Genomic DNA, 24,137 nt, shown 5'->3' with positions numbered 1-24,137 from the left:
TTTATCCCTCCACTATTTGTCGCTTCCAAATACTGATCGTATGGCTGGGTTTCTCTTCACGGTAGACGTCAAATCGGTTTAACGTCGGAGGTGCAATCGAATGTCGTTTGTTCGGACGTGAGACTGCCTCCTCCCAGGATTGTAAAACGACGTTGGCGTTGGTTCCCCCATCTGCAAAACAATTAATCGCTGCTATTCTGGGCGAATCGTTCCATTCAGAAAGCTGTCGCTGAAAATAAAAAGGCGTTGACTCCATATGGAAATGAGTCATCGGCTCTTGCCCTGACAGGAACGGAACCAATTGTCGGTGTTTGAGCATCAGCACGACTTTTATCAAGCTGGCAATCCCTTCTGCACATAATGGATGACCGATATTTGGCTTGATCGATCCTAAGCCGCAAGCCTCCGTATGAGATGAGCGATAGACAGACTGAATGGCTTTGAGTTCAAGTAAATCGGTAACCTCTGAACCTGACCCATTCGCTTCGATATAACTAATTTGCTCCGGCTTCACGCCAGCTTTAGCCAGCGCCGACTGCATCACCTCTTTTTGGGCTTGCAAATTCGGGGTAGCAGGACCTGCTGTTCGTCCATCATTGTTGACCGCTACTCCCTTGATGACGGCATGTATTTCATCCCCATCAGCCAGTGCTTGCTCCACGGTCTTCAATAGAACCATTCCTACGCCTTCTCCCAATACGAGTCCGCCCGCACGTCTATCAAAAATATGGAAGGCTGGCTCCTCGCTTAAAATTCCTCTTTGGTAGAACATCCGATGCGCTTCATCACCGTTTAATACGTTAACCCCGCCGACGATAGCAGCCTTAATCTCTCCACTTCGAAGGGAATGAATCGCCATATTCATCCCTACCAGCGCCGAAGAGCATGCCGTATCGATGACCACACTCGGACCTCTAAGGTCAAAGTATTGGGAAATATTCGTAGCCAAATAGTTTTGTCCCACGGTCATAATCGGGTTTTGTGTTTGCTGTAGACGATCTTCGCTTGGGCGATGATTACTTCTTGCCCCGATGTAGACACCTACCGATTTTCCCTTGATGTCCTTCGGTGTATATCCAGCCTGATGCCAAAGGTGAAGACTTTCCTCCAAAACCAATAACGCTTGCGGGTCCATCGCCTTGGCATCTTCTTTTGCTATCAGGAAGTAAGAAGGATCAAACGCAGTAATATCGTCCAGAAGTCCCGCGTGATAGGAATTTTCATAACCCCAGCGTTCCTTGGGTACAGCACCAATGGCTGAACGGCCCTCCGCTAACAGCTCCCAATATTTTTCCACGTTACGAGCTCCCGGAAAACGGCAAGAGAGCCCCACTACCGCAATGTCTGCCGGATTTGGAGTTGCCTCCCGATATTGCGCAGCCTGACTACTCGCCGTTTGGCTTTTCACAGTCTCCCGTCGGATGGGCTGACTCTTCGGATCGCCGTTCATTTCAGGAGGTGTCAGCTTCAGATCGTCAGAGAATGAATCACCGTGATTGCTGGACAGCCATTCTGCAAGGGTTTCGATGGTGGGATATTCATATAAAATTGTCGGGTCCAAATCCTTGCCCAACCATTTACTGATCTCATTCATGACTTGAGCCAGTAACACCGAATCGATCCCATAGTCTGGAAACGCTTTGTCTATCTCCAATCTGGCAGGATCTATTTTTAGCTCCTTCGCAAACAGCTCAATCAATCTTGTTTGCGCTGTCTTCACAAGATCCACTGAGCTTTGAGTCGGCTTACCTGCTGGTGGACGACGAGACGACAGATTCGCAGCAGAAGCTTCTTGCTTTTTGTGTTGCATCAGCTGATGGGGTTCCCACAGTTCATGGTTAATGGCTGCCGGGAAAACTACAGGACCCATTTTCTCGAAAAGAATATGATCGAGTAATCGCAGTCCTTGCTCGTCAGTGATGTGTACGAGTCCAGTTTGCTGATAGGCTTTGGTCGTGACTGCACCAATTCCTGTTTCCTTCCAGCTCGGCCACTGAATGCTGATCATCGGGCAAGAATCCGCATGTGCATAAGCAAAATAATCCATATAGCCATTGGCTAACGCGTAATCACTCTGTCCCGCTGCCAAGGACGGAATGACTGCCGAAGCAGATGAAAAGAGAACGAAGAACTGTAAAGGCTCGTCCTTGCAAATTTGGTAGAGCGTATGCAGCCCAGCCACTTTCGGTTGTAATACATGCTGAATTCCAGCCTTCGTTTTCCGAATAAACGCAGGATTTTGATCATCGCTAAAACCTGCGCAATGAATCACCCCGCCAATAGGCCCCATCGTCTGTTTCATCTCGTATAAATACTGTTTCCAAGCCTCTTCATCAGTTAAGGATACAGATAAGACTTGAACCTGTACGCCTTGCGCTTCCAAAGCTTGTACCGCCTGAATTTTCTTTGCTACGGAAGTGCTTTGGAGTTGATAATCCCCCCATTGCTCGCGCGGCGGCAGGGTTTCTCTCCCTGTGAGCACCAGTTTTTTGACACCATAACGCTCTACAAAATGCTTGGCACATAAATACCCAAGCCCTCGTGTACCGCCTGTAATCAATAAAACATGGTTCTCAGGGAATACAAGCACTGGCTCCTGACTGTCGGCTACCATCTCTTCTTGAAGATAAGCGCTATAACGCTCACCCGATCGATAGCAAACCTCTGCCTCCTGATCATCCGTGAAAAACTCTGCTGCAATCTGTTGCGCAAGTTCTTCTCCATCAGCTAATGGATCAAGATCCACATGACGTGATTGCAGATGCTTATATTCACTTTGCAGCATCCGGTACAAGCCAACACGGGAGGCACCCGCCAAATTGACGGCGTCATTCTGGAAGGCCTCCACGCCTTTTGTCACACCCACTAGCTTTATGCCTTCTTTATGACCATTCTCAATGAGTTGTTGCAGCCATGGAATCCAAGCCAGCGAATCTGGATGCTGATGTCCACAACCGATCAAATCTACGATACCATCATAGTTTTTCCACTCCGTCTCATCCTGATGGAGTCGTGATTCAAGCTCGTTCAGCTCTAGGATTTCACACTTAGCAAAATGGTTGGACAGATGAAGCGCCAATTGCTTCGTTTCATCCGTTGTGAAAATACCAATCGTTCGATGAGCTACCTTGGCTGGCATCGCTGGGCAAGCCTTCCATTGCTTTTTCAAAATGCGCATGTCTGGCTGAACCGGAATCTGCTCATAGGTGGATCGGGATGCTGAACCTGTAAATGACGTATGTCCACCAGGCACCCAATAAGCTTCTCTGCTAAATGGATAGGTTGGAAGACTAATCCGTCGAGGCTTTCTCTCCCCATACAAGCTGCTCCAGTCAATGTTCAGCCCTTTCACCCAAACATCCAGCAATTTTCCGTATTTGCCTTTGCTCATCCAGGAATCAATCATTTGCGGCAGATCATCATCGGCTGCAAAGATTGCCAAGGTCTCTTTATGACGTTTTACCTGTCCGTGATACAGGTCCTCAATGTCCTTCTGTCTGCCTATGAATTGCTTTAATTTCTCTTCAAGTTCCATCATCGAGCCCGCGATCACAGCCAAACGTTCTTCCATCGCTTCTCGTCCCACTTGCAGGGTATACGCCATTTCAGCTAAATCCGCATCGGATAATCCCTGTTCCGCAATGGCTCCGAGTAGTCGTTGTACCCGTTGTTGAAGCTGCTCTTCATTTTTGGCCGATAAGAGAATCAATACAGGATTTTGCGGACTTGCCATTAGGGTAGATTGCTCTTGCGTTTTTGGAATGTATTCTTCAATCACGACATGGGCATTCGATCCACCCGCACCAAAGCTACTCACACCGGCACGGCGTGGAACTTCCCGTCCGTCAATAACAGGGCGTTTCCACTCTGCCAGCTCTTGCTGAACAACAAACGGTGTCACGCTGAAATCTATATTCGGATTGAGTACTTCAGCATGCAGGGATGGGGCTAATTGTCCATGCTTGAGCTGCAATAAAACCTTCGTCACCCCAGCAATACCCGCTGCACTCTCACAATGCCCGATGTTTGATTTCGCCGATCCAATGGCACAAAACTGTTTGTCATTTGTATACGCCTGGAAAGCCTTCGTTAAGCCCGTCATTTCAATGGGATCGCCTAAAGAGGTCCCCGTACCATGTGCTTCCAGATAGCTGATCGTCCGTGGATCGATTCCGGCTTTTTGGAAAGCACGTCCAATAACCCGAGCTTGGGCATTCGGGCTAGGTACATTGTAGCCATTGGTTTTTCCTCCATGGTTCACCGCTGTTCCTTTTATCACTCCATAAATTTGATCTCCATCGGCAATCGCTTTCGCCAGAGGTTTAAGCAGGACTGCTCCCACCCCCTCGCCAGGTACATACCCGTCGCCGCCAATGCCAAAGCTTTCGCATCGTCCCTTGCTGGATGCGAATTTTCCCTGTCCAAGCATCAAGTATTTATTAGGGTGAATCGAAACGTTGACACCGCCTGCAATCGCGGCTTCACATTCCCCTTGCTGTAGACTTTGGCAAGCCAAATGAATGGTTGTCAGGGAAGAGGAACACATCGTATCGACCGCCATGCTAGGTCCATGGAAGTTGCAGAAATAAGAAACGCGATTCGCAATGGAGGCTGGACTTCCTGCCAGCGCCATCGGTCTACCGAGCATCGTTTCCTGTGCTCCATAGAGCTGGTATTCCTCGTACATGACTCCGACATAAACCCCGACATTACCGCCTAGGCCCATGCCAGATGTTGAACCGAGAGATTCACGAGTATACCCGGCATCCTCTAACGTTTCATAGACGCATTCCAAGAACAAGCGCTCTTGCGGGTCCATGATTTCAGCCTCTCTTGGTGTGATATGGAAAAATAACGGGTCAAATTGATCCACACCGTCCAGGAAGCCCCCCCACTTGCTGTAGGTTTTTCCTTGCTTTTTCTTATCTGCATCAAAGAACAGGCTGTAATCCCAACGCTCTTCGGGAATTTCTGTGACACAATCCTTGCCATCACGCAGGTTACGCCAGAACTCATTTATGGTTCTCGCTTTCGGATAACGACCGGCGACCCCAATAATCGCAATGTCTAAGGCGTCGTTTGCTGGTTTAATTTCACTCGTCGTTTCCTTCAACGCATTGCCTTTGCTCCTGCGGTTATGGATGATCGGTTTTGCCGTTGCAGCAACCATCGTCGGTACAACGCTCGATCTTTTAACAGGGGATACCGTTGGTGCTTCTTTTTCATCCATGCCCAGGATACTCATCATCTGATCCTGATGCGCTGCCAGGAAGTATTTCGTAATTTCTTCGATGGTTTGATATTCAAAAAATAACGTTTTCGACAACGAACCAAACGTTTTTTCTAATTCATTTGTTAATTGCATGACCATAATCGAGTCAATTCCGTACTTTTCCAACAAAGCGTCTGCTTCGATGCGGTCTATCGGCAGCTTGATCACGGAAGAGACCAGCTTTTTGAAATAATAGATGGCTTTTTCCTTTGGAAAATGATGACTCGTTGGTTGTACGACGGGAGAAGCTTTGACTTCTTGTTCTGTTGTCTCCGGTCTTCCCACCACTGCTGCGTGGAGGCGTTGTAGATCTCCTTCCATTACCATCACCTGATCTTTTCGAGAAGCTATGGCTTCATAAAAAGCACGAATACCCGTCGCGGTCTGCAAAGCAATCATTCCAACCCTTTGTTTCACCATTTCCTCAACTGCTTCATCTACTTGCATCCCGCCCTCTTTCCAGAGCGGCCAGTTGATGGAGACTGTTTGACCTTGACGTTGCTTTGCCTGCACTCGTTCATTCCGATCTTTCGCATAGCCATCCATAAAGGCATTCGCGCAAGCATAGTCTGCCTGACCACTATTTCCGATACTTCCTGCTATCGAAGAAAAGAGGACGAAGAAATCGAGAGGCTGATCTTTACTCGCCTCATCTATATTCGTAAGACCTGTAACTTTTGGCGCTACCACTTGGTTCCATTCTTCTGTCGTTTTCTTGAGGATGAAGTTATCTCGCACGACACCCGCGCTATGGATGATGCCGTGAAGCCCTCCGAATTCCTGATGAATGCTTTGGATGAGCTGGTTTACTTCCTGCTTGTCCGTCACATCAACTTGACGGTAGACAACCCTTGCCCCTGACCTTTGCAAATCATGAAGGATCGCTTGCTTATCTTCGCGCAAAGGAGATCGTCCTGTGAGAATTAAGGTTGCCTGTTTCGCTTGACTCGCGATTTCCCTTGCGAAAATCAACCCTAAACCGCCTGCTCCACCCGTAATCAGATAGGTTCCTTGCTCTCTCCACGGAATAGTGACCTCATCCTGCAATGGCTTGGTTTCGCACCAGCCCAGTACATAACGTTTGCCCGCTTGATAGCGAATTCGGTCATCCATAGGCTGACAGGCATTTTCCTGCAGCTTGTTTACGATTTCTTCTGCATGTTCACCTGGGTTTAATTCAAGGAATTGGCCGATTACATTTGGGTTCTCCTGCTGGGCTGTTTTCAGCAAGCCAGAGAGTCCGCTTACGTATGATTGCTCCGCTTTGGCGGGAACGACGACCTGTACGAACACTTTGCCAAGTATCTTTTGTTGAAAGATGCTTTGGAGTTCCAAAAATACTTGGGAAGCATAGGCCTCGAATCTGTCGGCAATGCCATCCTGTTCGGATTGTAAAGGAATTAAGCGCACTTCGTTCATCTGTGCTGAAATACTCGCAAGCGACGCTTCAAAGCCTTCCGCCATCATCACGATATGCTGTGCATAGACAGGCGTCTCCGTTTTTTGGACAGCTGCTTGCTCCTTCCAGCAAGGATGAACCATCAGCATCTCTTGTGCCTCAGTTTTTTCGAAGTCTACCTCTTTACCGTCCAGCTTACGAGACGAAAATCGCTTCATTCTGACGCAAACGTTCCCTTGCTCGTCACATAAGTCAATATCCAGCTTCTGTACATGATCAGTTGCTTTGCTGCCATCACTGTAGCGAATATACGCCCACATCTGCGGCGTGCATGGACTAAAGATTTCCAGTTCATCCAACGCAAAAGGCAAGATTGGCTTGAGCGAATCAAGCTGGTAATCGAAGCTCCTGTCATCCGCACCCATAAATAAGCCAATCGCCGCCTGTAAAGCAGAATCCAGCATACTGGGGTGCAGCACAAACTGTTCTTCTGTCCCCAAAACAGTGAAAGGTAGGGACAGCTTTGCCAACACCTGCTCCACGCCCTTATGCACTTGCTCGATTCCTTGCAGCGCAGGACCATAATGGATTCCCATTCTTTTATAACCGTCATAGCATTTGCTGCCTCTCAAGATGCCATGGTCGCATGCGGCTTGTAACGCAGCGAGATTAAGCGTCGGCTTCTCGGCAACCGTATGGAATCCAGCACGTCCTTGACTGTGCACAATCTCTTCTGCTTCATTTCCTGCATGCTCACTGTAAATTCGATAGCCAATCTCTCCACTATCCTCGAGCTGAAGACCAATGTGAACGTCGACTGGCTGATCATCGACAGCAATTGGCTTGGCCCACACAATATTTGTGAGCTTCAAGCTATTCTGTCCCGCTTTCAAGGCTCCCGCTGACTGATCGATTGCCTCGCGTGCCATTTCCAGATAGGCAACACCCGGTAAGAGCTGCTGACCATTCACAACATGATCTGCCAAGAAAAATTCCTGTCCACGGAAGGTGGAGCTATACCGCTGTTCCAACAATTCAGACGTATTTTTCTGGAGCAATGGGTGAAGAAAGAGCGCCCCTTCTGATGCCGCTGCCACTTCGCGCGTAAATTGCGTATCCATCTGAGGAATCCAATAACGTTCTCTTGCAAACGGATACGTAGGCAGGCTCACGCGCCGAGGCTTCTTCTCACCGTAGAGCTTGTTCCAATCAACCACGCCTCCATTTACCCACAGATCAAGCAGCTTGGTGTATTTTCTTTTGCTGATCCAAGCATCGATTGCTTGTTTCAAATCTTCATCCGCTTCAAACACGGCGATTGTCTTTTTGTTGCCTTTCACCTGTCCTCGGAATACATCTGTAATACTTTCCTGTCCATCTACAAATTGCGTCAGCTTTTCCTGAAGCTCTTGAATGGAGCTGGCCATCACACCAAGGCGCTCTTCCATAGCTTCTCGCCCAATTTGAAGCGTGTAAGCAATATCTGCTAAGTCCATGTCAGAAATGGTCCGATCCTTGATCACCGCTAACAAACGCTGTACCTGTTCGTGGAGCTGGCTCTCGTTCTTCGCTGACAGGAGAATGATCGCTGGATTTGTGTGACTTACTTGGAAAGCTGGACGTTTCTCATCGTCTGGAATGTACTCTTCCAAAACGATATGAGCATTCGAGCCACCCGCACCAAAGCTACTCACACCGGAGCGTCTTGGAATTTCCTGACCGTCAATAACAGGACGTTTCCACTCCGCGAGCTCTTGCTGGACGACGAACGGGGTCGTGCTAAAATCAATATTCGGGTTTAGCACCTCCGCATGCAAGGATGGAGCTAGCTGTCCGTGTTTGAGCTGTAACAGGATTTTCGTAATCCCGGCAATTCCCGCTGCGCTCTCACAATGCCCGATATTGGACTTCGCTGATCCGATGGAGCAAAACTGCTTGTCTGCTGTGTACGCTTGGAAAGCTTTGGTCAAGCCCGCAATCTCTATCGGATCTCCTAAGGAAGTACCTGTACCGTGGGCTTCCAAATAACTAATCGTCCGCGGATCAATTCCTGCCTCCTTCAAGGCACGCCCAATCACGCTCGCTTGTGCATTCGGGTTCGGTACGGTATAACCATTTGTTTTGCCGCCATGGTTAATAGCGCTTCCTTTAATCACACCGTAAATTTGATCTCCATCGGCGATTGCTTTCGCCAGAGGTTTTAGCAGTACGGCTCCGACACCCTCTCCGGGCACATAGCCGTCGCCGCCAAGCCCAAAGCTTTCGCATCGTCCCTTGCTGGAAGCAAATTTCCCCTGCCCGAGCATCAAATATTTATTCGGGTGAATGGAAACATTGACACCACCCGCAATCGCAACCTCGCATTCACCGCGCAACAAGCTTTGGCAGGCAAAATGGATGCCCGTTAGCGAGGAGGAACACATGGTATCAACAGCTACGCTAGGGCCATGGAAATCAAAGAAATAAGAAACACGGTTCGCAACAGATGAGAAGCTTCCGCCAAGGGCCATTGGTCTGCCCATCATGGTTTCTTGTACACCATACAGTTGATACTCTTCATACATGATGCCCACATAAACACCGACATTTCCGCCAAGTCCGAAGCCTTGGGACGATCCGAGAGATTCGCGGGTATAACCTGCATCCTCTAAGGTTTCATACACACACTCCAGGAATAAACGTTCCTGCGGGTCCATGATTTCTGCTTCCAGAGGAGAAATGTTGAAGAACAGCGGATCGAATTGATCCACACCGTCTATGAAACCGCCCCATTTGCTGTAGGTTTTCCCCCGTTTGTTCTTATCCTCATCAAAATACAGACTGTGGTTCCAGCGCTCTTTGGGGATCTCCGTAATGCAATCCTTGCCATCGCGCAAATTCGTCCAGAACTCTTGGATATTCCGCGCTTTCGGATAACGTCCAGAAACCCCAATGATCGCAATGTCCAAAGCTCCTGCTCCTTTGGCTGGTTGGGGTTCCTTCTGTGTTGAGATGAACCGCGAGCCTTTGCGACTGCTTCCTCGATGGCTATTCATTGGCCTTTTCGACGTGTTCTCTTCTGTTGACACGATTGCTGTTTTTCGGGTAACAACCGTTTCCTGCTGTTCCGTAAGACCCAAGACTTCAATGAATTTATCTCGATAGGAATCCAGGAAATATCCAATCAATTCTTGAATCGTTTGATACTCAAAAAATAACGTTTTCGGCAGTGAACCAAAGCTTTTCTCTAATTGGTTGGTTAATTTCATGGATAGAATCGAATCAATTCCGTATTTCTCCATCGCGGCATCTTCTTCGATTCGATTCACAGGCAGTTGCAGAACCTCGGCAAATTCCTTTTTCACAAAATGAGTCGCTTTCTCGTGGAGAACATTTTGTTCCACAACGGTGGTCCCTCGTTTTTCATTCAGCTCTACTTTCGTTGGTGTAATCGATGCCACTGGTTGCACCTGTTTGACCAGCGTGTCTTCAAATTCTTCCAGTAAATAGGATGCAAGCTGTTGAAGCGTCGGACACTCCACGAAAACAGTCGGAGTCAGTCCGATGTGATATTGCTGACTGAGCTTGTTGGCGAATTCAGTTAGTAGAACCTGATTAAATCCGAGTTCAGACAGCTCTACTTTGCCATCAATATCCGTGGTAGGAACCTGAAGCAGCTCCGACACGGTATGCTTCAAGGCAAGTTCCACTTTTTGCAGCAGGCTGCTAGTATCCACTGTGACCGAATGCTTGGATTGAAAATAGTTGACTGGCGCTTGCAAAAACAGTGTTTGCTTGAGCTTCGCCAGATCACCTTCCAGCACCATGACCTGTGCTTTTCCAGAGGCTAAGCCTTGATACATAGCTGCAATCCCCGTCGCAGTCTGCATAGCGCCTACTCCTCTGCTATGCTCCAACATGTCACCGGCCTCTGCGTCAGCCTGCATTCCGCCCTCTTTCCACAACGGCCAATTCATCGACAATGTCTGTCCGTGACGTTGCTGTAACGCAACCAATCCATTGCGATAATGCGCAAATCCGTCCATAAAGGCGTTGGCGCACGCATAGTCTGCTTGTCCGATATTCCCCAGGCTGCCAGCCACCGAGGAAAACAGCACCAGGAAATCCAGTTCTACATCTTTAGTGGCCTCATCTAGATTGATGAGACCCGTAACCTTTGGACCCTGAACCGTTTGAACTTCCTCCCTGGTTTTCTTGAGGATATAGCTGTCACGAAGCACGCCAGCACTATGAATAATGCCATGAAGACGCCCATAGTCCTGTTGAATCGTGCGGATCAATTCTGTCATTTCCTGTTTCTGTGTCACATCAATTTGGCGGTATTCAACTCTTGCACCATATCTTTTCAAGTCATGGAGTTTACCTTGCTTCTCCTGATCCAATGGGGAACGTCCTGTCAGAATCAGGTTCGCCTGTTGAACCTTCTGTACAATTTCGTTGGCAAAAATATAACCCAGTCCGCCTGCTCCACCTGTGATGAGATAAACTCCACCGTCTTTCCACGGAATGCTCGTTTCTTGTGGAGCATCGAGTTCTACCCACTCAGCTACATATCTCTTTCCAGATCGATATCGAATCTGAACATCCAATGGGCAACGTACATTTTCCTTTATTTTTTCAGCAATCTCGAATTCGTTGTCGCCCGATTCTATCTCCACTACCTGTCCAATCAGGTTAGGATTCTCCAATCTCGCCGTTTTCAGCAATCCGGAGAAAGCGGTGAAGGACGGCTGCTCTGCTTGCAAAGGAACGACAATCTGAAATAATACTTTACCGCGTACTTTTTGCTTGAAAACCCCTTGAATTTCCTCCAATATCTGTGTCGTATAATCAATGAAACGCTCGGCAATGCCTTCTTGGGCGGATCGTAAAGGAAGGCAGCGGACTCCATTCAAGTTAGATTGGAGACTGTCCCAAGTATTGCGATCTGGTTCAACAATCATCACGACTCGCTGTGTATAGTCAGGGGCTTCGGCATTGCTCACCACTGCTTTTTCCTTCCATTCAGGATGAACCAGCAGTGTTCCGAGTTTCCCTTTGGAATCCATCGGCTCAACTTCACCTTCTAGCACTCGTGCCGAGAAGCCCTGCATACGCACGCAAACTGTTCCTTTGTCGTCACACAAATCAATATCTACCTTCTGTACCTTGTCTCCCGTCCTATTGCCGCCAGCCTGTCGAATCCATACCCACATCTGGGAGGAAGTCTGGCTAAAAATGCTCAGCTTCTCCAGTGCAAATGGCAGGATTGGCTTCAGAATCGCTGTATCGCCTGTGCCAAGCAATAAGCCGATAGAGGATTGTAAGGCCGAATCCAGCATGCTCGGATGCAGGACGAATTCTCCTTGCGTCTCGGCAACTTTGGAAGGCATGGCTAACTTGGCCAATACTTGTCCCTCTCCCACGTACACTTGCTCAATTCCTTGCTGGGCTGGCCCATAGGCAAGTCCCATTGTTTGAAAGGCTTCATAGCACTCACTGGCATGAAGCGTACGATAGCTGCATTGGGCTTTGAGCGCATCGAGATTATGCGTGGGTGCAGCGGTGATCCCCGCAAACACCACACTCCCTTGACTGTGTACCACCGATTCTGCCTCTACTTGCGGTTCGCTGTATATTTCATAACGAAGGTCGCCGTTATCCTCAGGATAAATCCCGATGTGTACCTGAACAGGCTTTTCTTCCACCACTATCGGTTGCGCCCAGACAACATTTTTCAGCTCCATCGCGAATTGCTCGTCTTCCAACGCTCCCGCTGCGAGACCCGCAGCTGCTCGAGCCATCTCCAGATAAGCAACCCCAGGCAGAATTCTCTTTCCTTTTACAACATGATCCGATAAAAAGAATTCCTGACCATCAAAAGTCGAGCTGAATCTTTGTTCGCGGAGATCCGAAGTATTTTGATGCAGCAAAGGATGCAGGGAAGCAGTCAGACCAGACGTACCTTTTGTGTGAGTTAACGGCTGTGTCTTCGGTTTGGGCAGCCAGTAATGCTCTCTGGCAAAAGGATACGCTGGCAAGCTGATCCGACGAGGCTTTTTGTCGTCATAAAGCTTATTCCAGTCCATATTCAAGCCCTTCACCCAGAAATCGAGCAGCTTGGCGATTTTTTTGCGTTGCATCCATTTTTCAATCGCTTCTTGCAACTCTTCATCGCCTGCGAAGATGTCTGTTGTTTCCCTGCCGCGCTTTACCTGACCGCGATAGAGATCGGCAATGCTGTCATCACCTGCAAGAAAGCTTTGCAACTTCTCTACCAACTCTGAAAGCGAGCTCACCATCAGGGCCAGGCGTTCTTCCATTGCCTCGCGTCCCACTTGGAGCGTATACGAAATATCCGCCAAGTCCACATCTGTAAAGGATTGCTCCTCAATCGACGCTAGCAGTCTTTGCACTTGTTCGATGAGACGCTCCTCATTCTTTGCCGACAGGACGATGACCGCCGGATTTTGCGGACTGACTATAATTGATGGGCGTTCCTTGACCGCAGGAATGTATTCCTCAATCACAACATGTGCATTGGCCCCTCCTGCACCAAAAGAAGAAATCCCGGCAATTCGCGGGAATTCTCTCAATACTCCATTCACTTCCATTCGCGGTCGTTTCCATTCAGCCAAGTCCTGCTGAACGACAAATGGCGTTTTCGAAAACGGAATATTCGGATTCAGCTCCTTCGCATGCAGACTTGGGACCAGCTGTTGATGCTTCATTTGCAGCAATATTTTTGCCACTCCTGCTATTCCAGCCGCCGCTTCCAAGTGACCAATATTGGATTTCACAGAACCAATCGCACAATATCCCGTATCCTGCGTATCCTTGCGGAAGGCCTGGATGAGACCCGTAATTTCAATCGGATCACCAAGCTCCGTGCCTGTTCCGTGCGCTTCGATATAGCTTACGGTCTTGGCATGAACGCCTGCCTTATCCAGTGCCTCGCGAATCAGCTCTCCTTGAGCAGTTGGATTCGGTACTGTATAGCCATTCGTTTTTCCGCCGTGATTCACGCTGGTTCCGCGAATCAATCCATAGATATGGTCGCCATCCGCTATTGCCTTCGACAGTGGTTTGAGCAGCACTGTACCTACGCCTTCTCCCGGTACAAAACCGTTTCCGCCTTGCCCAAAGCTTTTGCATTGTCCATCCACGGACAGCATATGCAGTGCTGACAAAAAGACATAGCTGGAAGGATGCAGATACAGGTTGACTCCACCGGCAATCGCCAGTTCGCAATCCCCGTTATACAGATGCTCGCACGCTTCATGAATCGCGGTGAGCGAAGCGGAGCACATCGTATCAATCGGCATACTCGGACCTTGGAGATTGAGGAAATAGGAAACACGATTCGTCAGTGAGCTAAACGATGTGTGCGGGTAAATCAATTCACCCTGCTTCCATAAATCAGGTCCATACAAGCTGAATCCCGTTTTGGTAATCCCGCCAAACACTCCGACTCGTCGATTGTACTTTTCCGCAAGCTGTTGTCTCGTATAACCTGCATCCTCCAGCACTTCCCAGCATGACTCCATAAACAAGCGTTCCTGCGGATCAAAATGCATCGCTTCCCACGGTGACATATTGAAAAAGAGCGGGTCAAAGTCAGCGAATCCGTCTACAAAGCCGCCCCATTTGCCGTAGCTTTTTCCTTCTGCCACAGCCTTGTCTGGATCTGGCTCGAAAAAGCCATCCAGTGACCAGCGCTCTTCCGGAATTTCCGTAATGCAATTCTTTCCGGACTTCAGATTCTCCCAATACTCGTTTAGCGATCGTGCTTTTGGATAACGACCGCTCATGCCGATAATGGCAATCGGCTCCCGTGCTATCTGCTTTTCTGATTGCACGGCTACACTGCGAGTCGGTTCATGGCTGGCTGTATCACGTTCGTTTTGCGCCAGTGGTGTTGGAGTTCCACGATTGACCGCACCCTGACGATCTAGCCCCGTCCACTTCATGCATTCTGGCAAGTGATCAGCGACGAGATAATCTGCAAGGGTGTCAAGCGTCTGACATTCATACAGGATGGTCTTGGACAATTCGCTAAAGACATCCCCTAGCTTTTTATTCAGCTGGATCACCATAATCGAATCAATTCCGTATGTTTCGAATGGTTCATCGACAGCGATTTTACCTGCTCCAAGCCTCGTCTCTTGACCGAACATCATTTTTAGCTGATAGAGCGTTTTCTCTTTTAACACGCCTGTATCGACTGAAAAATTCTCATCCTGCATCGATGTGGAATCGAGCTGAGACACGGCAGGAGCAGCTAGCAACTGTTCCTTGAGTGTTGGCAGATGGCCTTCGATAACCAGCATCTGCACAGAGCCGGAAGCCACCCCTTGATACAGCGCCTGTATCCCGCTTGCAGTCGGCATCGCTACCATGCCTCTAGTCTCCATGATCTTCTCTGTGGCTTCATCCACACGCATACCGCCATCTCTCCACAGCGGCCAATTGAGGGAGAGTGTTTGGCCTTGACGCTCACCTGCTTTCACCAAACCACTACGATACTTGGCGTATTGATCCATAAAGGCATTGGCAGCAGCATAATCGGCTTGCCCTGCATTCCCAAAGCATCCCACGCCAGAAGAGAAGAAAAGAAAGAAATCAAGCGCCATATCCTTGCTTGCCTCATCGAGATGCACCAGTCCAGAAACTTTTGGCGCCAGCACTTGCGCCACTTCATCCACTGTTTTTCTCATGATGAAACTGTCGCGAATGACTCCCGCACTATGAATAATGCCTGTGAGGCTACCAAACTCTTGCTTGATGCCTTGGAATAAATCTTCTACCGCTTGCTTTTGTGTGATGTCAGCTTGACGATATTGAATATTGACTCCCAGTGTTTTTAATTCGCTGCATTTGGCTGTCTTTTCTTTATCCAAGGAAGAACGACCCGTGATAATCACCGTCGCTCCCTTCGTTTGCTGCGCGATTTCCTTGGCAAAAATCAAGCCTAATCCGCCTGCACCGCCTGTAATCAGATAAACGCCTTCATCTTTCCAAACATGCTCTGCTTGCCCGGAAGCTTTCAATTCTGTCCAGCTGCTCACCCATCGCTTGCCATCCTGATAACGAATATGCTGACTTTTCTCATCGATGCTGTTTCGTTGCAGCTTATAAACCAAGTCCGCTGGATTGTCCTCTGCCTGTACTTCAATCAGCTGTCCAATCAGCTTTGGATTCTCCAAGTGCGCCGTTTTCAGCAAACCAGAGAGGGCAGAGAAGCATTGCTGTTCCTCTTTGGCAGGCACAACAAGCTGCAGCAGCACTTTTCCCTTTGGTTTATTGGCAAGGATTCGCTGGATTTCCGAGAATACCAAGACGGTGTAGGCTTGGAACCGTTCCGCGATACTTTCCTGCTGCGATTGTGGTTGTAAGACCAGGCAGCGCACTCCGTTCATTTCGGATTCGATATGCTCTTGGAATTCCTCTGTCCATTCACAAAGGATCACGAGATGCTCTGCAAAGGCAGGTGAGCCAGCTTTTTGGCTGACCTCCTGTTCGTTCCAGCACGGTTGGAGTAGCAGCGTTTCTGGCGTTGGCGTTGTTGAAGAGATTGGCGTAATCTGTACAGAAGCCGCTACCGACTCCTTGTACACATTCTCAGGAACCCCATAGGACTCCTCAGCAAAAGGATAGGTAGGCAGGCTGATGCGACGTGGTTTTGCATCGCTGTACAGGACTTCCCACTCGATATCCAGACCCTTGCTCCACAGCTCAGCTGCTTTTTCTCCATTCCCTTCTGCAAATAGCTTGGTACATAACTCACGATTAAACCCATTCTTTTTCAATAGGGAGACTTCGTGGCTTACTTTCCTTGTATTCCCTTTAAAGCTACCCGCTGTTTGTTCCGCTCCACTCAAAAAGTCACTCAGCTTTTGAATGAGTTCCGCTGTATTTTTGACAATAAAAATAGCCCTGCTCTCCATCGCTTCCCTTCCTACCTGGAGAGTATAGGCCAAATCTGCTAGATGGACTCGCTCCTGATTCCCGCTAAGGAAATCAACGAGTTGCTGGGCATACGCCAGAACACGATCATCGTTTTTGGCTGATAACGGCACGAAATAAGCACGATGGTTGTTATCATCACTCACGTTGATACGCTTAGCTTCTGTCCCAATCTTCCATTGTTCAAAAATCGCATGAGCATTCGTCCCGCCAAGGCCAAATGAACTTAACGCCGCTCTGTGAGGAACAGGTGCATTCTCCCATTTTTTCAGTGTATCAACCACATAAAACGGCGATTGATCCAAATGGATATTCGGATTCGGCTTTTCATAGTTTAGCGAGGGAGGAATTTCATTATGGTATAGGCTCAATGCTACTTTAATGCAGCCTGCTAACCCTGCGGCTGTATCGAGATGTCCAATATTGGTTTTCACTGATCCAAGTCCGCAGTACTGTTGATTGGATGTGTATTTTGTATAGACTTCATTGAGCGCCGCGAATTCGATTGGATCGCCTAAATAAGTGCCCGTCCCATGCGCTTCGATATAGCTAATGGTTTCAGGATGAACCTTGGTGTCCTCTAATACTTGCTGAATCACCTCAGCCTGACCTTTTATACTTGGCGCATAAAATCCGACTTTATCTCCCCCGTCATTGTTGATGCGAATTCCTCTCATGAGGGCATAAATATGATCGCCGTCCCTGATCGCATCGGAAGCTTTTTTGAGGACAACTACGCCGACTCCCTCTCCACCGATCATACCGTCTGCTGACGCGTCAAACGTCTTGCAGTGACCATCACTGGAAAAGTTCAATCCAGCTTGATAGACATACCCTGAATAAGTCATAGGGAAAATCGTTGCGCCCCCTACTAAAGCCACCTTGGATTCTCCCGATTGCAGGCTGCGATAAGCCAGATGCAAGCCAACCAATGAAGAAGAACAATTGGAATGGACGGCAAAGCTCGGTCCCTTCAGCCCCATTTTATGAGAAATCATCGTCGGAATCGTTCCGCCTTGTGCCAAAACCCACGAGACATATTCTTTGGGGTCTTTCATGACATTCGGTGATTCCTTGGTGAAATGCGGCAAAAGTGCTTGATAATAGCTATTGCTCGCCGACATAAATACACCCGTCTGCGGAACCTGTTTTGGTGTATACCCTGCATCCTCCAGTGCTTTCCATGAATGGGTCAATAACAGCCGAAACTGCGGGTCCATAAATTCCGCGTCTCTGGCCGAAAGGTGAAAGAATCCTGGATCGAAGTGATCCTTTCCTTCTATGGTCGACTGCACCGGAATAAAGTTCGGGTTCTGTAAGTATTCCTCAGGCAGATGTAATTGATCGATTTCCTCATCTGAGAAGAAACGTACACTCTCTACACCGTTTCGTAAATTCTCCCAAAACTCTCTATGATTTTTCGCTCCAGGGAAGTGGCAGGAGATTCCAATAATCGCGATGCTATCCTCATAATAATCAGGATATGACTCCTCCGCTTGTCCATCGCTATACGCCGTTGTCTGGTTCGAATTGGCAAAGTCTATTTGCTCATCCGATTCATTCTCTTTCCTTGCGGCGATATATTCGCTAATCTCTCGAATATTGACGTACTTAAATAGAGTCGTCACATTTAGATCGCACTGAAACTCCTCCGTCATTTTGGCGACAACCATGGTAGCGAGAATCGAGTCTCCACCCACATCGAAAAAGCCATCTTCTAAACTGATCCCCTCTACATTCAGAACATCCTGCCAAATTTTCAAAGTCCTTTGCTCTATATCAGATTGCGGAAGGCTCTGCTTCTTCGCCTGTGTGACCACAAGCTTTTGATTCAGCAGCTCTGTGCGATCCACTTTTCCATTAGCGGTTAACGGGATTTTATCCAGGGAAACAAAAAATGCCGGGAGCATATACTCTGGCAAATTCTTTCTTAAATACTCGCGTAGTTTTGAAGGCTCAAGCTGCTCGTGGTTGGCACCTGCTTTCGGGACAAAATAAGCAACCAACCGTTTATGATCTCCCTCTTCTTTCACCAACACGACAACGCTTTGGATCTGTGGATGAGCCATTAGTTGACTCTCGATCTCACCCAATTCAATCCGAAAGCCTCGAATTTTCACTTGATGATCGATTCGGCCTAAATACTCAATCGTTCCATCAGGGAGCCAACGTGTTACATCACCTGTTTTATACAGCTTGGTTCCCGGTGTAAACGGGTTATCTACAAACTTCTCTGCGGTCAGCTCTGGGCGATTCAAATACCCACGAGCCAAGCCTTTTCCTGCAATACAAAGCTCTCCTGGCACACCAACTGGCACGGGATTCATATGGCGATCAACGATGTAGAGTTGCGTATTTGCGACAGGTCTACCAATCGGTGTATTGCTGCTGACCAGTTCATTTTCAGAGCAGGAGAACCATGCCGCATAAATAGAGGCTTCTGTTGGTCCGTAAATATTTTCAATCTTCGCCTTTGGAAAAGTCACAACCGTCCTTTTCACCAACTCTTTTGGAAAGGCTTCTCCTGCAACCATCACGTATTTTAGCGGACAATGCTGTAGGAATGGCTGATTCGCTGCAACACCGTTGACGAAGACATTCAGCATCGCTGGGACAAAATTGACATGAGTCACACGATGCTTCACGATCGATTCCGCTAACATTTCTGGTGACTTCTCGCCATGTGGCGGAAGAATGACCAGATGTCCTTTACCAATGAACCAACCAAACAGCTCGGACAACGAAACATCAAACACATAGTTGGTTTTCAGCAAATAAACATCGTTCTCCATAACCGGATAACGAGCTTCCAGGAAAAAGAGGGTGTTCATGATACTTTCATGACTCACCATGACCCCTTTGGGTTTCCCAGTGCTTCCGGATGTATAAATCACATAAGCCAGATTGGTTGGGTTTCCTACCCGGTTGAGCGTTGTTTGTCGAAGAGCTGTCTGCTCAACTTCTTCCCAATCCCTGTCTAACTCGATGCATTTTGTACTTTCTCCTGCGGCTGAAGATACCTTGTCCAAAAGGCGCGCCTGGGTAAGCACCAAAGTGCTCTTGCTGTCTTCTACCATGTATGCCAACCGCTTTGTGGAATAGGTTGGATCCAATGGAACATAGGCTGCGCCAGCTTTCAGAATGCCTAAAATACCGATGACCATTTCCAAAGAACGTTCGACACAAATCCCTACTGTAGCTTCCGGGACTACTCCCTTCGCCTGCAAAAAGATCGCCAGCTTGGTAACCCGCTCATCTAGTTCACGGTAGGTTAATGACTGCTTTTCATAAACAACTGCCACAGCATCTGGCGTTTGTTGAACTCGCTTCTCAAACAAATCATGGATGCATAAAGCCTGCGGGAATGCCTCTTCCGTCGCATTCCACTCAACGAGCAGCATGTTTCGTTCTTCAGCAGAAAGAAGTGGAAGCTCATCCAAAGCAATGTCAGGCTTCTTGATGACTTCGTTTGCGATATTTTGATAATGCGCTGCCATCCGTTGAATCGTCGCTTGATCAAATACATGCGGATTGTATTTCAAATTCAGTACAAATTCGGCTTCCTGCTCAAACACCTCTAACTCAAATTCATACTCACCCTCTTGATGAACGCCATCAATCAATTCGATAGCAAGCTTGTTTTGACATTCATCATAAAATCGCTGCAAGTTTTGCGATTGCAGAAAATTTTGGTACGTAAAGATGATAGCGAATACGGGTGAATTTCCATGAAGCCGAGGAATATTTGCCTCGCGAACCATCGCTGGAAAAGGATAGACAGCGTGATCCATCCCATCAATCAGCGTAAGCTGCAATTCCCGAATGAACTGGGAGAAAGACTTTTCCCCCGTTACCTGACTGCGAATGGGAATCATATTGACAAAATAACCAATCAGAGAATCAAATCTCTCTTCCGGACGTCCCATCGTCGGCATGCCGACAATCACATCCGTTTGACCTGTATAGCGATACAATAAGGCTTTAAACATCCCTAACAAAAGAACAGATGGGTTCATACGGTAATGCTTGGAGAGCTGCTTCACCTGCTGACTCACATCTCGTGAAAATACATGCGTATGAACCTGCCCCTCAAAGCTAGGTGCGGAAGAACGTGGGCGATCGACAGGAAGCTCCAGTTGTGGAAGCGTCCCTGACAATTGCTCCAGCCAGTAAGAACGATGTTCCCCACCTTCGGAACTTGCCATCATGTCCTGTTCCCATTTTACGAAGTCAGCGTAATCCGTTGAATTCAGTGTTACTTTTGGCTGTTTTCCTTCAACCAGTCCGATATAGGTTTGGACCAAATCTTGCAAGATTAACAAGGAGGAATGTCCGTCAAAAATCATATGATGGATCGTAATCAGCACATAATGCTCTTCTTCTGAACGCGACAATAGATGAATGCGGAGTAAAGAACCCTTTTCCAATGAAAAGGGCTCTTTTACTTTTTGCCTGAGATACGGCAATACATCCTGAGACGTTAGGTTTGAGATGTCCTCCTGCTCAATGGCAAGCGATTGCTCCTTGCGTTGAATGAGATACGGAACACCCTGCTTTTCCATAATCGAACGCTGTAAAAGCGGATGCTGTTTCCAGACATGGTGGCAGGCCTGTTTAAATAAGGCTACGTCCCATTTCTGACGGATGCAAAAGCATAACGGAACATTATACGCACTCATCGTAGGGGACATTTTTTGCAACATCCACAATCCTTGCTGCCCGACGGACAGAGGACTTGTAAACGATGGGTTTTCCAGCTCCAGAAGCTTTTCTTGGACTTCCGCAGCAGACAGCTTACCTTCTTTGTAAGCCATGAGGATTTCCCGTCGCATCATATTATCCCTCCTTTGTCGATTAACTGTTCGATCTCTTCCAGGCTTAGTAGGCCTTCTTTGAATTTTTGCAGCATATCGATTGCGAAATTCTCCGTCCGTTCCCCGCTATCCGGAGACATTGTTTCAAAATCTGTCGTGGAAGCGATCTCTTTATGACTGCACTCTTTTATTTTTATCGCAAGGAGATGTGCCAAGGACTTCATCGTCGGGTTCTCCAGCACTTCCCGCCCTCTGATCTTGATGTTCCAGCGCAGCTCTAAATGACGAATCAGCTTGGTCACCATGATCGAATCCATGCCATAGTCCATGAAATATTTGTTTGGCTTGATTTGCCCTTCCGAAAGGCGTAATTCCCGTGAGAGAAATTGTGCCATATCCCGCTGGATATTTTCCTCTGTTGGGCTGTCCGGGTTGATATCAATCGCTATCGTCTCTTTTTCCATAGGTGGAGTGACCGTTTCAGTGCCGAGCCAATAGCGTTCTCTGGCAAAAGGATAGGTAGGCAGAGACATCATGCGACGTTCTTCTGAATGCAAGGATTCCCAAGGAATTTTACCTCCCTGGGTCCAATGAAGGGCAAGCTTGTCCAGATTGTTTTCTGCTAAAAGAACCTGCAATACGGTATCTCCTACTTTTCCAGAAAATAGATTTCTCACTCCTCCATGGTCTTCTTCGAGGTCTCCTGTATAGATAGGAATCGATGCAGCTGGCTCGCTACCTAGTTCCATCGCTTCCAAATAAGCCTGCAATCCATGAACCAGTTCATCACGATCTTGAACCACCATAGCCAGCCTGCATTCCATAGCCTCTCGTTTCACTTGGAGCGTATAGGCAAAATCCGCCAAGGAAAACGCTTGCTGCTGGGCAAATGCAAGCATCTGCTTGGCAACGGCACGCAATCGCTCCGCATTTTTTGCCGAGAAAACCACGATCTGGGGTGAAGTGTCAGCAGAAATGGAATTCATCTCTCTTTGCACCGGAATATATTCTTCGAGGATCAAATGAACATTTGACCCGCCTGCTCCAAACGAACTGATCGTCGCTCGGCGCGGAACCTCTCGTTCTTCCCCATTGATTCTCAGCACGGGTCGCTCCCACTTTTGTCGAGCTTTTTGCAGATAAAAAGGCGTTTCTGCAAAATGGATATGCGGGTTCAACGGCTCCGCTTTTATCGAGGGAACTAATTCCTGATGTTGTAGCTGCAAAATCACCTTGGTCAGCTGAGAAATACCAGAAGCTGCTTCGGCGTGACCGATATTCGATTTCACTGACCCAATCGCACAAAACTGAACATCGTCCGTCTGCTTCGAAAAAGCATTTGTTAATGCCTTCAACTCAATCGGATCTCCCAGCAGCGAACCATTAGCGGCGGCTTCCACATAACTGATAGTCCGTGGATCAATGCCCGCTCTCGCAAAATTTTCTTCGATCAATTGCGCTTGTGCGTTGGGATTCGGCACGGAAAATCCATTGGTACGTCCGCCATGATTGGTCGCGGCTGATTTGATAACAGCTAGGATGGAATCTCCATCTTCCACCGCTTTGGCTAAAGGCTTCAATAGTACAGCGCCTACGCCTTCTGCTGGCAAATATCCGTCTCCATCGCCAAAGCTTCTGCTATCTGCGTGGCTTCCAATCATTTGGGCCTGACTTAAGCCTAGGTATTTCTTAGGATGGATCGAAACATTCACGCCACCCGCGATGGCAAGCGTGCTTTCACCTTTCAACAAGCTTTCGCAGGCATGGTAAATGGCAATAGCAGATGAAGAACACGCTGTATCAATCGCCATGCTTGGACCTTGCAGATTGAAGAAGTAAGAGACTCGGTTTGCAATCGAATGGTAGGAAGACAGGGAAATGATCGAGCTCTTTTCCATATCCGTATCAAATGCGTGATACGGCTGATACATCGCCCCTACATAGACGCCGACTTTATTCTCATATTGACTCTGTAATACCTCTCGGGTGTGTCCTGCCTCTTCCAGCAGATTCCACACAGTTTCCAGGAAAAGGCGTTCTTGAGGGTCCATCATTTCCGCTTCCCGCGGGGAAATATGGAAGAACAGCGGATCAAATTGATCGACACCATCTATGAAGCCGCCCCATTTGCTGTATGCTTTTCCTTGGCTGTTCCGAGTCTCGTCAAAATACAGGCTGTGATCCCAGCGCTCTTGCGGAATTTCTGTAATGCAATCCTTGCCTTCCCGCAAGTTGTTCCAGAATTCTTGTATAGTAGAAGCCTGCGGATAACGACCAGAAATACCGATGACCGCAATGTCTAGGTCAGATGTTGTTTGTTTATTTGCCTGCTCACGCGTAACAAATCGTGAGAAACGACGGCGATAGGCTGTTATGGAGTCAGCAGTAGGCAGCGCATTAGGAACATTTTCTCCTGTACTTGTCTCTGCTGTTTTCCCAGCCCCCATGATTTCAATGATCTTGTCTCGATGATGAGCTACAAGATAGCCTGTCAAATCCTCGATGTTTTGGTATTCATAGAGCAACGTTTTCGACAGCGAACCGAACACTTTTTCCAATTGCTTGGTCAATTGCATCGCCATAACCGAGTCGATCCCATATTTCTCCAATGGAGCTTCCTCATCGATTTTATAAGCAGGGAGCTTGATAACAGCAGAAACTTCTTTTTTCAGATATTCCCTTACTTTTGCCCGAAGTACCCCTTGTT

General features: G+C 48.0%; 2 protein-coding genes (1 of these 2 cut by a window edge). Both read right to left on the bottom strand.

Annotated features, from left to right (window positions below; translation table 11 throughout):
- Nucleotide 1: 1 nt before the first annotated feature.
- Nucleotides 2-21,451, bottom strand: coding sequence for a non-ribosomal peptide synthetase (locus tag HPY31_RS07965; RefSeq protein ID WP_172139958.1), 21,450 nt, complete (start codon nt 21,449-21,451; stop codon nt 2-4).
- A protein-coding gene (locus HPY31_RS07960; protein WP_172139956.1) for an SDR family NAD(P)-dependent oxidoreductase crosses the window boundary here: on the bottom strand, nt 21,448-24,137 show its final stretch. It continues 9,196 nt past the right edge of the window; the window shows 2,690 of its 11,886 coding nt (coding positions 9,197-11,886); the start codon falls outside the window, past its right edge; its stop codon occupies nt 21,448-21,450. Before HPY31_RS07960 ends, HPY31_RS07965 begins: the two co-directional genes overlap by 4 nt.

The sequence above is a fragment of the Brevibacillus sp. HB1.3 genome, from assembly GCF_013186635.1.
GTDB lineage: Bacteria > Bacillota > Bacilli > Brevibacillales > Brevibacillaceae > Brevibacillus > Brevibacillus brevis_D.
The sequence above is the reverse complement of the archived record's forward strand: the minus strand, read 5'-3'. Positions and strand labels throughout refer to the sequence as shown.